The following is a 14,335-nucleotide window of genomic DNA, read 5'->3' as shown; positions in this document are numbered from 1 at the left end:
GACTACGTACGCGGCACGTGGTGCAACGCACCGGACCCGCAGACGGCACACGCCTGCGGGTCCGGCTCCACACACTGGAACGACTGAAGTGCTGCCCGGGTCAGGCGGCCTTCGGGGCGTTGACGTCGCTCGGGAGGGCCTTCTGGGCGACCTCGACGAGGGCGGCGAACGCGTTGGCGTCGTTGACCGCGAGCTCGGCCAGGATCTTGCGGTCCACCTCGATGTTGGCGGCCTTCAGACCCTGGATGAGGCGGTTGTACGTCATGCCGTTCTGGCGAGCGGCCGCGTTGATGCGCTGGATCCAGAGCTGACGGAAGTCGCCCTTGCGCTTCTTGCGGTCGTTGTAGTTGTAGACCAGGGAGTGGGTGACCTGCTCCTTGGCCTTGCGGTACAGGCGCGAACGCTGACCGCGGTAACCCTTGGCGGCCTCGAGGATCGCCCGGCGCTTCTTGTGGGCGTTTACCGCCCGCTTGACGCGTGCCACTTTTGACTCCTTGCAGCGGGGCCGTGGTTGAACTCACACGGCCCGGAAACGAATTGGTCCCGGTCGGTTGGAGGTCGTGCCTCCGGACTCACCGGAGGCGTCGGCCCCTACTTGCCGAGAAGCTTCTTGATCTTCTTGGCGTCGGCCGGAGCCACTACGACCGTGCCGCTCAGCGAGCGGGTCTTCTTGGAAGACTTGTGCTCGAGCAGGTGGCGCTTGCCCGCCTTCTCACGCAGCACCTTGCCGGAGCCGGTGATCTTGAAGCGCTTGCTGGCACCGCTGTGCGTCTTGTTCTTCGGCATGGCGCCGTTATCTCCTCGTCAGTGGCGACCCTCACGGTGCGGGCACCGGACTGCAGGGGCGTCAGATCTCTGGGTGGTTTCCGGGGGACCCGGGGGCGCCTGGATGGCAGCCCCCGGAGGTCACGCCTCGGAAGGTGTCTCGGCCGGAGCCTCGGCCGCTGCGGCGGGGGCCTCAGCGGTCTCGCCCTCGGACTCGGCGTCGGGGGTGGTCCCCTGACGCTCCGCCTTGCGGGCGGCCTGGGCCTCGCGGGCTTCGGCCATGGCTTCGGTCTTCTTCTTGTGCGGGCCCAGAACCATGATCATGTTCCGGCCGTCCTGCTTCGGGTTGGACTCGATGAAGCCGAGGTCCTCGACATCCGAAGCGAGACGCTGGAGCAGTCGGAATCCCAGCTCGGGACGGGACTGCTCGCGGCCACGGAACATGATCGTGATCTTGACCTTGTCCCCTTGCTTGAGGAACCGGACGACGTGACCCTTCTTGGTGTCGTAGTCGTGCGGGTCGATCTTCGGCCGGAGCTTCATTTCCTTGATGACCGTGTGCGCCTGGTTCTTGCGCGCCTCACGGGCCTTCATGGCCGATTCGTACTTGAACTTCCCGTAGTCCATGAGCTTGCACACGGGGGGACGGGCTGTCGCCGCCACCTCGACCAGGTCCAGGTCGTACTCCTGTGCGAGCTCCAGGGCCTTGGCAAGCGGAACGATCCCGACCTGCTCGCCGCTGGGGCCGACAAGTCGCACCTCGGGAACGCGAATCCGGTCGTTGATGCGGGGCTCGGCGCTGATGGATCCTCCTCGGTAGCACCACGCGACCGCCTGGCGGACAGCCGCGTAACGTCATTCTTGGGACCAACCGAGCGGGGAAAACAGAAATGCCCCGGACGGGACACAGGCGGGGCTCCTGAAAATACCGGAACACCGCCGCGTGCAACCGCGGGGCGCTGTCGAGCGGACCCATCGTCCGTACGGAACGATGGCTACCGCCTGACCGGTGACCCGCCGTCCCGGGGGACGGTCAGGTGGGAGATCGGAGCCTCCACTTGTGGGCCGAGCACATAGGTGTCCGGCCGGTCGTTACACAAGGTTAGCAGCCCGCCCCCGCGGGCGCTAATCCCCCGTCCCCGCCCCGCTCCCGGCGCGGGGACGCGCTCGGCCTGGCCTTATCGTGTGGGGCATGAGCGACGCGACCACCCCCAGCACCGAGAACCCCGGCTTCGACGACATGGCCCGCGACATCGCGGAGGTTCCCGCGGTCGAGGTGATCGTGACCGTGGCCGTCAACCTGATGAGCGCGGCAGCCGTGAAGCTCGGCCTGACCGAGGAGGGCGAGCAGCACAAGGACCTGGACGAGGCCCGCAAGCTGGTCCAGGCACTGGCCGGGCTGCTCGACGCGAGCGCCACCGAGATCAGCACCTTCCACGCCTCGCCGCTGCGCGACGGCCTGAAGTCGCTCCAGCTCGCCTTCCGCGAGGCGTCGCTCGTGCCGGACGAGCCGGGCCAGGGCCCCGGCGAGAAGTACACGGGCCCCGTCTACGGCTGAGGTCGGGACCCGGCCGGGCCCGACGAGGGCCGGGCCGTCCGCGCGTCACTTCGAGCCCGCCGCCCGTTCACGGGTGGCGGGCTCTGGCGCGTCAACGGGTGAAAAGCGGTTCGCCGGGGGCCTCGGCACCGGCCGGCAGCAGCGCGAGGTCGAGACCACGCACGAGCCGGGCGCGCAGCACCTCGCTGGCCGAGAGGGCGTCGGCGACCCGGCGCGCGGCATCGGCGGGCACCGCGTCCTGGGCGAGGACCAGGGCGAGGGTGCCGTCGGCCCGGCCGGGGCCCAGACAGGCGCTCAGGACCGCGGGTTCGGCGGCCACGGCCTCCCGCACCGCGCCGATCACGGCGGGGTCGTCGAGCGGGTCCGCGCTGCTCCGGTTCTCGGCCAGCGCCAGCAGTGCCGGACCGGTCAGCTCGAAGGCGACGGGTCCCGCGAGGTCGAGCACCACGGTGTCGGCCTTCTCGTGCGCGGCGGCCTGGAGCGCCTGGTGCAGGGGTACGGCGACAGGGCGCGCCCGCGGGTCCCACCGGGCGAGCGAGGCGGTCGAGGTGAAGGCCGGCAGAGCGCGGCGGTCACCGGCCTGCAGGGTGGGCACGGCCATGTCGCTGGTCTTCTCTCGGCGCAGCCCGCTCCCCCGTCGCCCGCCACCGCCCTTGCCGGGAGCTTCGCGCTGCTCCTCACCGTCCTCCTCGACCTCGCCCAGGACCGCGACGACCGGGACGAGCAGCCGGGCGTCGCGGAGCGCCGCGAGGACGGGGGCGACGGCCGACCGGTCGCCCGCCCAGGCGGCGAGGGCCGCCGTCAGCTCGGGCGAGGCGGTGCCGTCGTCGTCGGAGAAGCCGGAGTCCGGAATGTTCTTGAGCGCCACACGACGAGCGTAGTGGGTCGGTTCTCCCACCCGGGCGACAGGTCGGGCACAGGGAGCACGGACCCCCGCCGGCTGCGGCTCCTGGCGTCCGGGCCACACCCCGCCGCAGAACGCGCGGGTCGGTGCTGTCCGCGTCCGTGACGACCGCGGTCGTCACGCCGGCCGGTTCCGCCGCGGGGGGTGCGTAGCCGGTGGGTCGTCCGCCGGATGGCGCACCCGCCGCCGTGGCCGCCGTATCGTCCGCGTCGAGTCCGCCGGCCGCGGCGGACCGGAGCGAGGAGCCCGAGGTGGATCTCGACGCCGAGCTGGCCGCCGCGCTGGCGGCGCCGGCCGTCGACGCCGACGTGTCGGTCGCGGTGCTGGACACCACGAACGGGGCGAACGCGTCCTACGGGGACGGGGCGTACGACACCGCGAGCATCGTCAAGGTCGACATCCTGGCGGCGCTGCTGCTGCGCGCCCAGGACGAGGGACGGATGCTGAACGGCGCCGAGCAGGCGCGGGCGGAGGCCATGATCACGCGCAGCGACAACGCCTCGGCCACCGAGCTGCTCCGGGCCGTCGGCGGGGAGGACGCGCTCGACACGGCGAACGAACGGCTCGGCCTGACCGGGACGAAGGCCGCTCATGCCTGGGGACTGACCCGCACCACGGCCGCGGACCAGGTGCGACTGCTGCGGGCGGTCTTCGGCACGGCCTCGGAGCTGTCCGCGACCTCGCGGGCCTTTCTGACCGAGCTGATGGGACAGGTCGAGGCGGACCAGCGATGGGGGGTGTCCGCCGCCGGCACCGGCTGCGCGCTCAAGAACGGCTGGATGCCCCGGACGACGACGGGGCTCTGGGACGTCAACAGCATCGGGCGGGTGGAGAGCGGCGGCCACACCCTGCTGATGGCGGTGCTGTCGCGCGGACACACGACGAAGGAGGCCGGCATCGCGCTCGTGGAGTCCGTGGCGAGGGCCGCGGCAGGCGTGACGGGCGCGGCGGGCTGAGTGTCGGGCGCCCGGCCGAAGCCCGGCGGACCCGGTGCCGGTCAGGCCGGAGCGCGGCGAGGGGTGGCCGGCCCGTCGCACGGAGCCGGCCGACCCGGCCTGGTCAGCCGGCCCGTCGCACGCAGCCGGCCCGGGTGGGCGGGGCGAGCCGTCGTGCCGGACCCGGCCTCGTCAGCGGGGCGCGCCGGTGCCGGGAGCGTACGGGGTGTTCCGGCGGCCGCTGCCGGGGTTCCTCCCCCGCCACAGCACCACCGCCACGGCGAGGAGTACGGCTCCGAGACCGCCGGCCGAGGGTGCGAGCCGGCTCGCCGAGTCCTCGGCCTTCGGCTTCGGGGTGGGGCCGCCGCCGAAGTACCGCTTGCGGTAGCCGGCCTCGGCGGACCGGGCGCTCAGCTCGTCGGGGCGCAGCTTCGTCCCTGCCTCGATCGCGGCGGCCGGGTCGACCAGCCCGTAGCCCCGGGCGTCGTCACGGCCGTCGGCGGGTGCGTTGCGCGCGGTGTCCGCGAGCAGGGTCTTGATCTGGGCGGGCGAGAGACCCGGGTGGGCCGCGCGGACCAGCGCCACGGCGCCCGAGACGAAGGCCGACGCGGCGGAGGTGCCCCACTCGATGTAGTAGTGCTGGTCGGGGTTGGCGACGACGACGTCGACACCGGGGGCGCTGACGGTGGCGTACCAGCGGCGCGTGGAGAACGCGGCGTGCGTGCCGTACCTGTCGACGGCGGCGGCCGCGATGACGCCCGGGTAGGCGGCGGGGTACGAGACCCGGTCGCCCTTCTCGCCGCTGTTGCCGGCGGAGGCGACGACGGACACGCCCTTGCCGAGGGCGTACTGCACGGCCGCGTCCTCGCCGGGTTCGGGGTGCGCGGACTTGCTGTCGTCGCCGAGCGAGAGGTTGATGACGTCCGCACCCTGGTCGGTGGCCCAGCGGATGCCGTCGGCGAGCGCCGCGCCGCGTGACTTCCGGGCCTCGGCGCGCGAGGGGTCGTTGGACTCGAGGATCACCCGGACCGGCAGGATCTGCGCCTCCGGGGCCACGCCGAGCACGCCGTCGCCCCGTCCGGGGCCGCTGCCGTGGCCCGCGATGATGCCTGCCATGGCGGTGCCGTGCAGGGCCCAGGAGCGTTCGCCGCGTTCGGCCCCGAGGCCTATGAGGTCCTTGCCGGGAAGCACCTGGCCGGCCAGGTCGGGATGCTCGTCGTCGACGCCGGTGTCCAGGACCGCGACGGTGATCCCCCGGCCCTTCGTGGTCTGCCAGGCGCGTTCGGTGTGGAGGGCCTCCAGGCCCCACTGCTGGTCCCGGATCGCGTCCGCGTGGGCGGGCACGGCGGGCAGCACCGCGAAGGCGGCGGCCGCGGCCACCGCGGTGAGGGCCCTGTGGCGGGAGCGGGTCATCCCGGCTGCTCCGCGAGGTCGGCGACGGTCCTGCGCAGGGCGCGCTCCACCCGGTCGGCGACGCCCTTCGCCTCATGGCCGAGCCCGGCCTGGGCGGGGGCCGATGTCGCGTCGGCCGCCATGGCCTCGGCGGCCGGCTGGGGCTCGTCGACGGTACGGCCGTCGGCGAAGCCTGAGACCGCGTACACGACGACGGGTGCCTCGGTCAGGACGTGGACCGTCCAGCTGGCGCGCTGCCGGTCGCCGAATCCGGCGGCCGCGGTGCCCTCGACCGGATAGGTGCGGGGCATCAGGTCGGAGCGCGCGGCGAGTTCCTGTGTGGTGAACCGGGTGCCCAGCGCGCCCATCCCTTCCGCGTCCGCCTCGGTGAAGACCAGGCCGACGGTGGTGACGCTGCTGCGTGTGGCGTCGGTGTAGGTGGCGCGCACCAGCCTCTCGCAGCCGACCGGGCCGAGGGCTTCGAGCAGCAGCGGGTCGAGGCCGGCCGCGCATCCGCCGTCGGCCGCGACGCCGATCCGGGTCCAGACGCGGTCGGTCGCTCCCGGACCCGCGCCGTCGCCCTTGAGGGTGCGCGGGAAGAGGGTGTCCACGGGCACGCTGTGCCAGGCGGAGCGGCTCGCCGCGTACGGGTCGTCGTCGCCGGGCTCCGCCGCGGAGTCGCCGGTGAGCAGACTGCCGGTGACGGCGCCGCCGACGAGCCCGAGGCCGAGCACCGCGCACACGACGGCGGCCGCGGCCCGGCCGGGGCCGCGCGCCTTGACGGGGCGCAGCCGGGTGGTGGTCTCGGCGGGGGTCTCAGGGTACGCGTGCCGGGCGCCGGGCGGGGCCGGTGTGGCGCCGGGACGCGGGGTGAGGCCCACCGCGCCGACGGGCCTTCGCCGGGGCGCGGGCGGGGGCCCGGAGGGCGGGGGTGGCACGGGGCGCAGCCGGGTGGTGGTCTCCACGGGCGGTACGGGCGCCCCGGTTCGCGCGCCCTGGAAGGGCGGTGCGGGCTCCGTGCGCGGTGGGGGCGGGCCGGGTACGGAGGGCGGGGTGGCCGGGCGGGGCGGCACTGGAGCGCGTCGCGCCTCGGTACTCATCCGTCCCCCTGGTCCACGTCCCGTACCGCACACGGACCACCGGTACGCGGGGGTCCGTCCGTCCATCGCGTGACGGTCACTCTACGGGGTGGACGGCGCCCGGTGGGCAACGGGACGCGGGCCCCGGCGGGATCCGGGCCGGACATGCCCTACCCACTGGTACTACCGGTCTGGCAAGCTGCGGCCATGACTGTGCGCACCGCTGACCGGGGCCGGTACGACCGGGCCACCGCCCATCTCGACGCCCCGTTGGCCGTGGTCGACCTGGAGGCCTTCGACGCCAATGCCGACGATCTGGTGCGCCGTGCCGGCGGGAAGCCGGTACGGGTGGCGAGCAAGTCGGTGCGCTGCCGGGCGCTGCTGGAACGGGTCCTGGCGCGTCCGGGGTTCGCCGGGATCATGTCCTTCACCCTGGCCGAGTCGCTGTGGCTGGCCAGGGCGGGATTCGACGACGTACTGCTCGCGTATCCGTCGGCGGACCGGGCGGCCTACGCGGAACTGGCCGCCGATCCCAAGCTGGCCGCCTCCGTGACGGTGATGGTGGACGACCGGGCGCAGTTGGAGCTGATCGACGCGGCGCGGGCAGGCGGCACCGAGGAGATCCGGGTCTGTCTGGAGCTGGACACGTCGCTGCGGCTGCTGGGCGGCCGGGTCAGGATCGGCGCACTGCGTTCACCGCTGCGCTCCCCCGCCCAACTGGCGGACCTGGCACGTTCGGTGGCGCGCAGGCCGGGTTTCCGGCTGGTGGGTCTGATGGCGTACGAGGGGCATGTCGCGGGTGTCGGTGACTCGGTGGCCGGCCGGCCGCTGCGGTCGCGTGCGGTCCGCCTGATGCAGGCGACGGCCCGGCGGGAACTGGCGGCCCGGCGCGCGGAGGTCGTGCGGGCGGTAAGGGCCGTGGCCCCGGACCTGGAGTTCGTGAACGGGGGCGGCACCGGGAGCGTGCAGCACACGGCTGCCGAGTCCGCGGTGACCGAGATAGCGGCCGGGTCCGGGCTCTACGTGCCCCGACTGTTCGACAACTACACGTCGTTCACGGGCCGTCCGGCCGCGCTGTTCGCCCTTCCGGTGGTGCGTCGGCCGGGCGTCGGCGTGGTGACGGTGCTCGGCGGCGGGTACCCGGCTTCGGGCGCCACCGGCCCGGACCGGCTGCCGGTGCCGTATCTGCCCGACGGGCTGCGCTACGACCCCCAGGAGGGTCCCGGAGAGGTGCAGACGCCACTGCTCGGCGCTCCCGCCGACGATCTGCTGATCGGCGACAAGGTGTGGTTCAGGCACGCCAAGGCCGGTGAACTGTGCGAGCGTTTCGAGGAGTTGCGGCTGATCGAGGGAGACCGGATCACCGCGACCGTGCCGACGTACCGCGGTGAGGGCCGCACCTTCCTCTGAGGCGCGGCCCCGCGGGCCTCTGAGCCGCATCCCCTCGGGGGACGCGGACAGGGGCTTCTAGAGCGGGGTCACGTACGCCCCCGAGATGCCTCCGTCGACGAGGAAGTCACTGGCGTTGACGAAGGAGGAGTCGTCGCTGGCCAGGAAGGCGACGGCCGCCGCGATCTCCGTCGCCTCGGCGAACCGGCCCAGCGGGATGTGCACGAGCCTGCGGGCGGCTCGTTCCGGGTCCGTGGCGAACAGCTCCTGGAGCAGCGGGGTGTTGACCGGGCCGGGGCACAGGGCGTTGACCCGGATCCCCTCGCGGGCGAACTGCACGCCGAGTTCGCGGGACAGGGCGAGGACGCCGCCCTTGGACGCGGTGTACGAGATCTGGGAGGTCGCGGCGCCCATCCGGGCCACGAAGGACGCGGTGTTGATGATCGAGCCGCGGCCCTGGCGCCGCATGTACGGAAGGGCGGCCTTGCAGCAGAGGTAGACGGAGGTGAGGTTGACGTCCTGGACCCGCTTCCACGCCTCCAGCCCGGTCGTGAGGATCGAGTCGTCGTCGGGCGGGGAGATCCCGGCGTTGTTGAAGGCGATGTCGACGGAGCCGTAGGTGTCGTGCGCCGCGGCGAAGAGCGCCTCGACCTGGTCGGGATCGGTGACGTCGACCCGGACGAAGGTGCCTCCGACGTCCTCCGCGACGGCCCTGCCCGCGTTCTCGTCGATGTCGCCGCAGACGACGTGGGCCCCTTCCGAGGCGAGCCGGTGGGCGGTGGCCAGGCCGATGCCGCTGCCGGCCCCGGTGATGACCGCGGTGCGGCCGGTCAGACGGCGGCAGACGTTCCCGGTGTCGTTGCTCATGCGTGCTCAGGCCTCCGTGCCGATGAAGACGTTCTTGGTTTCGGTGAAGGCCGTGAGGGCGTCGGGCCCCAGTTCACGGCCGAGCCCGGACTGTTTGTACCCGCCGAACGGCGTCCAGTAGCGGACGGCCGAGTGCGAGTTGACGGACACGTTGCCGGCGCGGACCGCCTGGGAGACGCGCAGCGCGCGGCCCACGTCACGGGTCCAGACCGATCCGGCCAGGCCGTAGTCGGTGGCGTTGGCGAGCCGGACGGCGTCGGCCTCGTCGTCGAAGGGCAGCAGGACGGCGACCGGTCCGAAGACCTCCTCGGTGGCGACGGGCGCGTCCGGTGCGGTCCCGGTGAGGACGGTCGGCGGGAACCAGAAGCCGGGTCCGGTGGGGGCGCTGCCCCGGATGCCGTCCGCGCCCTCGGGGACGAGTGCGCGGACACGTTCCAGCTGGGTCCGGGAGATCAGCGGCCCCATCTGCGTCCTCTCGTCCGAGGGGTCGCCCACGACGACGGAGGCGACGGCCGGGACGAGCAGCTCGAGGAACCGGTCGTACACGGAGCGCTGCACGAGGATGCGGGTACGGGCGCAGCAGTCCTGGCCGGCGTTGTCCAGGAAGGACATGGGCGCGGCGGTGGCGGCGGCTTCGATGTCGGCGTCGGCGAAGACGATGTTGGGGCTCTTGCCGCCGAGTTCGAGCGTCAGCCGTTTCACCCGGTCCGCGCACCTGGCCATGATCTGTTTGCCGACGCGGGTCGAACCGGTGAAGACGATCTTGGCCACGCCGGGGTGTTCGACCAGGGCGTCGCCGGCCACGTCGCCCGCGCCGGGCAGTACCTGGAAGAGGTGTTCCGGCAGTCCGGCGTCGAGCGCGAGGCGGGCCAGGCGCAGGGCGGTGAGGGGCGTGGTCTCGGCCGGTTTGAGGAGTACGGCGTTGCCGGCGGCGAGGGCGGGTGCGGCGCCCCAGGCGGCGATCGGCATGGGGAAGTTCCACGGGGCGATCACCCCTACGACACCGAGCGGTTCGAGGAGGGTGAGGTCGATCCCTCCCGGTACGGGGATCTGGCGGCCGGTCAGGCGTTCCACTCCCCCGGCCGCGTAGTCCAGCAGGTCCCTGACGTTGGCGGCCTCCCAACGGGCGTTGCCCAGGGTGTGGCCCGCCTCGGTGACCTCCAGCCGGGCCAGCTGTTCGGCGTTCTCGTCCACGAGGACGGCGAAGCGGCGGAGCAGCCGCGCACGGTCGGCGGGAGCCAGGGCGGCCCAGGTCCGCTGGGCCGCGGCGGCGCGGGTGACGGCGGTGCCGACCTCGGCGGCGGTGGTGGCCGGGACGGTGGCGACGAGCTGTTCGGTCGCGGGGTCCAGGACCCGGTGCTCGTGGATCACGGTGTGCCTCACAGCCGTTCGAAGGAGCGGCGGAGCTCCCAGTCGGTGACGGCGGCGTCGAACGCCTCCAGTTCGACGCGTGCCATGTTGCGGTAGTGCGCGACGGTCTCCTCGCCGAAGGCGTCCCGGGCCACCTCGCTGGCTTCCCAGAGGCCGGCGGCCTCGCGGAGGGTGGTCGGTACCTGCTCGTACCCGGCCGTGTAGGCGTTGCCCTCACACGCCTCGGGGAGTTCGAGCTCGTTCTCGATGCCGTGGATCCCGGCCGCGACGAGTCCGGCGACGGCGAGGTAGGGGTTGACGTCACCACCCGGCACCCGGTTCTCGAAGCGCATCGAGCGGCCGTGGCCCACGACCCGCAGGGCGCAGGTGCGGTTGTCGTGGCCCCAGGCGACGGCGGTCGGGGCGAAGGAGCCGGGCTGGAACCGCTTGTAGGAGTTGATGTTCGGTGCGTACAGCAGGGAGAAGTCGCGCAGGGCTGCGAGCTGGCCCGCGAGGAAGCTCCGCATCAGGGGCGACATCGTGCCGTCCTCGCCGGCCATGACGCTTCGTCCGTCGGTGTCCTGGAGCGAGAGGTGGATGTGGCAGGAGTTGCCCTCGCGCTCGTTGAACTTGGCCATGAAGGTGAGCGAGACGCCTTCCTGCGAGGCGATCTCCTTGGAACCGGTCTTGTAGACGGAGTGCTGGTCGCAGGTCACGAGGGCCTCGTCGTAGCGGAAGACGATCTCGTGCTGGCCGGGGTTGCACTCGCCCTTGGCCGACTCGACGGTGAGCCCGGCGGCCGCCATCTCGTTGCGGATACGGCGCAGCAGGGGCTCGACGCGCCCGGTGCCGAGGACGGAGTAGTCGATGTTGTACTGGTTGACCGGGGTCAGCCCGCGGTAGTCGCGGTCCCAGGCCTGCTCGTAGGTGTCCTTGAAGACGATGAACTCGAGCTCCGTGCCGACGTGGGCGGTCAGCCCGTACGCGGCGAGCCGCTCCAACTGCCGCCGGAGGATCTGGCGCGGCGCCGCGACGACCGGCGAGCCGTCCTCCCAGGAGAGGTCCGCCATGACCAGGGCGGTCCCGTCGTGCCAGGGGATGCGGCGCAGGGTGCTGACGTCGGGGCGCATCGCGAAGTCGCCGTAGCCGCCCGACCAGGAGGACATCGCGAATCCGTCGACGGTGTTCATGTCCGTGTCGACGGCGAGCAGGTAGTTGCAGCCTTCCGTGCCGTGCTCCAGCACGTCGTCGAGGAAGAAGGAGGCCGCGAACCGCTTGCCCTGGAGCCGGCCCTGCATGTCGGGGAAGGCGAGGACGACGGTGTCGATCTCACCGCTCTCGACGAGCACGCGCAGCTCCTCGACGTGGAGCGGGGGTGTTCGGTCTGCCACGGGATACTCCTCGTTCGGTCAGCCGGAAGGCATAAGGTATGGGAGAAAACCATTGGGGGGAAGGGAATCGTGACGTGGCGGAGGAGACCGGGGAAGCAGGTTCCCTCGACCGACTGCTGCCCACGCTGCGGCCGGTGCGGGCGGGCAACGGCTTCGAGGAGGCGCTGGAGCAGATCCTCCAGGTGGTCAGGCTCGGGCTGGTGCCCGGCGGCGGGCGGCTGCCCGCCGAGCGCGAGCTGGCCGGCCTCCTCGGCATAAGCCGCGTGACGCTTCGCGAGGTGCTCAAGGTGCTCCAGGACCAGGGCCTGGTGGAGTCCCGGCGGGGCCGCTACGGCGGCACGTTCGTGCTTCCCCGCACCGGCCCGTCCGACCCCTTCGAACTGCGGCGCCGGGTGGCGGACGTCGACATCGAGGACGTCCTGCTGTTCCGCGAGGTGCTGGAGACGGGTGCCGCGGGGCTGTGCGCGTCGCGCGGCCTCGACGGCGAGGGCGCGGACCGGCTGCGCAGGGCTCTGGCGTCGACACACGAAGCACATCTGCCCGACTACCGCAGGCTCGACACCCTCTTCCACCTGGAACTCGCCGAGCTGTCCGGCTCCCCCTCCCTGGCGACCCGGTACGCGGCCGTCCGGGCGACCGTCAACGACCTGCTGGACTGCATACCCCTGCTCGTACGGAACCTCGAACACTCGCAGCACCAGCACACGGCGGTCGTCGAGGCGGTGCTCGACGGCGACGAGGAGGGGGCGCGGGCCGTGACGCGTGAGCACTGCGCGGGGACGGCCGCACTGCTGCGGGGCTTCCTGGCTTGATCTTGCCCTTCCGGATCACTGCTCTTGCGCGACGGCCCGGTACGAACAAAGGTATGACGCGACACCATTGCACCGGGCCGGTCCGCAGACCGGCCGCCGGAGGGACCGCACCATGCACGAACCGCTGATCGGCGTCACGACCTATCTGGAGCCGGCGGCTCGCTGGGGCGTCTGGGAGCTCCCCGCGGCGGTGCTCCCCTCCGCCTATCCCCGGCTGGTCCAGCGGTCCGGCGGACTCGCCGCGCTGCTGCCGCCGGACGACCCGTCGCGCGCGGCGGCGGCCGTCGCCCGGGTGGACGGCCTGGTGATCGCGGGCGGCGCCGACGTCGACCCCGGACTGTACGGCGCGGAGCGCGACTTCAGGACGGGCCCGCCGGCCCACGAGCGCGACACCTGGGAGGTGGCCCTGCTCCGCGCCGCGCGGGCGGCCGGCACCCCGGTACTGGGCATCTGCCGAGGGATGCAACTGCTGAACGTGGCGTTGGGCGGCACGCTCACCCAGCATCTGGACGGCCACACGGGCCCGTTCGGCAAGGCCGGCGTGCTGGGCGAGCACACGGTCACTCCGGTCCCGGGGACGCTCTACGCCTCGCTCGTGCCCGAGGAGGCGTCGGTACCGACCTACCACCACCAGGCCGTGGACGGCCTCGCGCCGGGACTCGTGGTCTCCGCGCACGCGGCGGACGGCACGGTGGAGGCGGTCGAACTGCCGGGTGAGCCGTGGGTGCTCGGCGTGCAGTGGCACCCCGAGATGGGCGACGACCTCCGCATCATGCGGGCCCTGGTGGAAGCGGCCGGGGCCGCGGCGGCCGTGGCCTCCGCCTGAGACACCCGCCTGAGATCCGCACCGGAGGAACGCGCCCTCGGCCGCCGGGCAACCGGCCCACACCAGTCGTGGCCTGCACGGGATCAGGACTCACGCACCGTCAGGCTTACGCGCCGTCAGGGAGAGCAGGTCACGGGCCGGCCCCGTGGGCCGGTGGCCAGCGGGCCAGACCGCGCGCAGCTGGCGGCGCAGGCGTACGCCCTCGACCGGGACCTTGACCAGGCGCCGCGCCGACAGCTCCTCGCCCAGGGCGAGTTCGCTCAGCACGCAGGGACCGGCGCCGCTCTCCGCAGCACCCTTCACCGCGGTGGTCGAGGAGAGTTCGAGCAGCGGGCGCGCCAGTCCGCCGTGCGAGGCCAGCGCGGCGTCCAGGACCTGGCGGGTGCCCGAGCCGTGTTCGCGCAGGATCAGCGGCTCCTGGGCGAGTTCGCGCGGGCTCAGCCGACTGCGGCGCGCCCAGGGGTGGGAGGGGGCGACCACCACCACGAGCCGGTCGTGAGCGATGACCGTGCCGTCCAGTCCCTCCGGTATCGAGAGGCCCTCGACGAAACCGAGGTCCGCCTCACCGGCCAGCAGCCGCAGCGCGACCGCGGCCGAGTTGCCCGCGAGCAGCGACACGGCCGTCCCCGGCCGCTCCGCCCCCAGCGCGATCAGCCAGCCGGGCAGCAGGTACTCCGCGATGGTCATGCTCGCGGCCACCCGGAGCCGGGAGTCACGCCGGTCCCGCAGCGCCTGGGCGCCGGCGTCGAACGCCTCAGCGGCCTCGACGACCCTGCGCGCCCAGTCGGTGACGAGCGCGCCCGCGTCGGTCAGCCGGGAGCCGCGGGGCGAACGGTCCAGGAGCGCGACGCCCAGCTGCCGCTCCATCGACCTGATCCGGCCGGACGCCGCGGGCTGGCTGATGCCGACGTCCCTGGCAGCCCGGCCCAGGCTTCCGTGCCGTGCGACGGCGAGCAGGAGCACCATGGCACCGAGGTCGGGGACCCGGTGGGGCAGCGAGGAGGGCACGGGACTGGGCATAAGGCCAGCCTATGACCTCATAGCCGTGTGCTCCCTGGTGAGCCGCG

General features: G+C 73.1%; 15 protein-coding genes. 5 read left to right on the top strand and 10 right to left on the bottom strand.

What is annotated here, in order from left to right; translation table 11 throughout:
* Positions 1-100: 100 nt before the first annotated feature.
* From rplT to infC, 3 genes are all read right to left on the bottom strand, one after another.
* Positions 101-484, bottom strand: a complete 384-nt coding sequence (gene rplT, locus AB0I83_RS15400) for a 50S ribosomal protein L20 (RefSeq protein ID WP_007457565.1) — start codon at positions 482-484, stop codon at positions 101-103.
* A gap of 107 nt (positions 485-591) precedes the next feature.
* Positions 592-786, bottom strand: coding sequence for a 50S ribosomal protein L35 (gene rpmI, locus AB0I83_RS15395; RefSeq protein ID WP_173311612.1), 195 nt, complete (start codon positions 784-786; stop codon positions 592-594).
* Positions 787-906: 120 nt separating this feature from the next.
* The gene (gene infC / locus AB0I83_RS15390) at positions 907-1,569 is read right to left on the bottom strand and encodes a translation initiation factor IF-3 (RefSeq protein WP_078850715.1); all 663 of its coding nucleotides are present in this window, start codon (positions 1,567-1,569) and stop codon (positions 907-909) included.
* Positions 1,570-1,957: 388 nt separating this feature from the next.
* Between infC and AB0I83_RS15385 the strand changes: the two genes are divergently transcribed.
* A complete protein-coding gene (locus AB0I83_RS15385; protein WP_031097477.1) occupies positions 1,958-2,323 on the top strand; it encodes a DUF1844 domain-containing protein in 366 nt (121 codons plus the stop codon).
* Between the two features lie 91 nt (positions 2,324-2,414).
* On the opposite strand, the gene AB0I83_RS15380 is transcribed toward AB0I83_RS15385, so the two are convergent.
* Positions 2,415-3,191, bottom strand: a complete 777-nt coding sequence (locus AB0I83_RS15380) for an SseB family protein (protein WP_363304903.1) — start codon at positions 3,189-3,191, stop codon at positions 2,415-2,417.
* 191 nt (positions 3,192-3,382) lie between these two features.
* Here AB0I83_RS15380 and AB0I83_RS15375 point away from each other — a divergent pair, with 191 nt between their 5' ends.
* Positions 3,383-4,183, top strand: a complete 801-nt coding sequence (locus AB0I83_RS15375) for a serine hydrolase (RefSeq protein WP_363304902.1) — start codon at positions 3,383-3,385, stop codon at positions 4,181-4,183.
* Positions 4,184-4,354: 171 nt separating this feature from the next.
* Here AB0I83_RS15375 and mycP read toward each other — a convergent pair whose 3' ends face one another.
* Together mycP and AB0I83_RS15365 are read right to left on the bottom strand one after the other, a co-directional pair.
* Complete coding sequence (gene mycP, locus AB0I83_RS15370) at positions 4,355-5,575, bottom strand: type VII secretion-associated serine protease mycosin (RefSeq protein ID WP_356536392.1); 1,221 nt, start codon at positions 5,573-5,575, stop codon at positions 4,355-4,357.
* A complete protein-coding gene (locus tag AB0I83_RS15365) occupies positions 5,572-6,435 on the bottom strand; it encodes a hypothetical protein (protein WP_363305043.1) in 864 nt (287 codons plus the stop codon). The genes mycP and AB0I83_RS15365 overlap by 4 nt, the downstream gene beginning before the upstream one ends.
* A 405-nt stretch (positions 6,436-6,840) precedes the next feature.
* Here AB0I83_RS15365 and AB0I83_RS15360 point away from each other — a divergent pair, with 405 nt between their 5' ends.
* The gene (locus AB0I83_RS15360; protein WP_356536390.1) at positions 6,841-8,043 is read left to right on the top strand and encodes an amino acid deaminase/aldolase; all 1,203 of its coding nucleotides are present in this window, start codon (positions 6,841-6,843) and stop codon (positions 8,041-8,043) included.
* 57 nt (positions 8,044-8,100) lie between these two features.
* On the opposite strand, the gene AB0I83_RS15355 is transcribed toward AB0I83_RS15360, so the two are convergent.
* The 3 genes from AB0I83_RS15355 to AB0I83_RS15345 are packed head-to-tail and all read right to left on the bottom strand — an operon-like array spanning position 8,101 to position 11,630.
* Complete coding sequence (locus tag AB0I83_RS15355) at positions 8,101-8,889, bottom strand: 3-oxoacyl-ACP reductase (RefSeq protein ID WP_356536389.1); 789 nt, start codon at positions 8,887-8,889, stop codon at positions 8,101-8,103.
* A 6-nt stretch (positions 8,890-8,895) separates the two neighbouring features.
* Positions 8,896-10,260 carry an aldehyde dehydrogenase family protein gene (locus tag AB0I83_RS15350; RefSeq protein WP_363304901.1) on the bottom strand — a complete coding sequence of 455 codons (1,365 nt, stop codon included), beginning with the start codon at positions 10,258-10,260 and terminating at the stop codon, positions 8,896-8,898.
* A gap of 8 nt (positions 10,261-10,268) precedes the next feature.
* Complete coding sequence (locus AB0I83_RS15345) at positions 10,269-11,630, bottom strand: glutamine synthetase family protein (protein WP_356536387.1); 1,362 nt, start codon at positions 11,628-11,630, stop codon at positions 10,269-10,271.
* A gap of 74 nt (positions 11,631-11,704) precedes the next feature.
* Between AB0I83_RS15345 and AB0I83_RS15340 the strand changes: the two genes are divergently transcribed.
* Positions 11,705-12,442: an FCD domain-containing protein gene (locus AB0I83_RS15340; protein WP_363304900.1), complete on the top strand. Its 738-nt coding sequence runs from the start codon at positions 11,705-11,707 to the stop codon at positions 12,440-12,442.
* 112 nt (positions 12,443-12,554) lie between these two features.
* On the top strand, positions 12,555-13,268 hold the full coding sequence (locus AB0I83_RS15335; RefSeq protein ID WP_356536385.1) for a gamma-glutamyl-gamma-aminobutyrate hydrolase family protein: 714 nt from the start codon (positions 12,555-12,557) through the stop codon (positions 13,266-13,268).
* A gap of 90 nt (positions 13,269-13,358) precedes the next feature.
* Here AB0I83_RS15335 and AB0I83_RS15330 read toward each other — a convergent pair whose 3' ends face one another.
* Entirely contained in the window at positions 13,359-14,288 is a 930-nt protein-coding gene (locus tag AB0I83_RS15330) for a LysR family transcriptional regulator (protein ID WP_363304899.1), read from the bottom strand.
* Positions 14,289-14,335 lie beyond the last annotated feature (47 nt).

This window comes from Streptomyces sp. NPDC049970 (assembly GCF_040660235.1).
In the GTDB taxonomy this organism is placed as follows: Bacteria; Actinomycetota; Actinomycetes; order Streptomycetales; family Streptomycetaceae; genus Streptomyces.
The sequence above is the reverse complement of the archived record's forward strand: the minus strand, read 5'-3'. Positions and strand labels throughout refer to the sequence as shown.

Bases quoted from the DNA above. Each gene is read 5' to 3' on its own strand.
- AB0I83_RS15360 (WP_356536390.1), top strand. From the start codon at position 6,841: ATGACTGTGCGCACCGCTGACCGGGGCCGGTACGACCGGGCCACCGCC.
- rpmI (WP_173311612.1), bottom strand. From the start codon at position 786: ATGCCGAAGAACAAGACGCACAGCGGTGCCAGCAAGCGCTTCAAGATC.
- AB0I83_RS15330 (WP_363304899.1), bottom strand. From the start codon at position 14,288: ATGCCCAGTCCCGTGCCCTCCTCGCTGCCCCACCGGGTCCCCGACCTC.
- AB0I83_RS15385 (WP_031097477.1), top strand. From the start codon at position 1,958: ATGAGCGACGCGACCACCCCCAGCACCGAGAACCCCGGCTTCGACGAC.
- mycP (WP_356536392.1), bottom strand. From the start codon at position 5,575: ATGACCCGCTCCCGCCACAGGGCCCTCACCGCGGTGGCCGCGGCCGCC.
- AB0I83_RS15355 (WP_356536389.1), bottom strand. From the start codon at position 8,889: ATGAGCAACGACACCGGGAACGTCTGCCGCCGTCTGACCGGCCGCACC.
- AB0I83_RS15335 (WP_356536385.1), top strand. From the start codon at position 12,555: ATGCACGAACCGCTGATCGGCGTCACGACCTATCTGGAGCCGGCGGCT.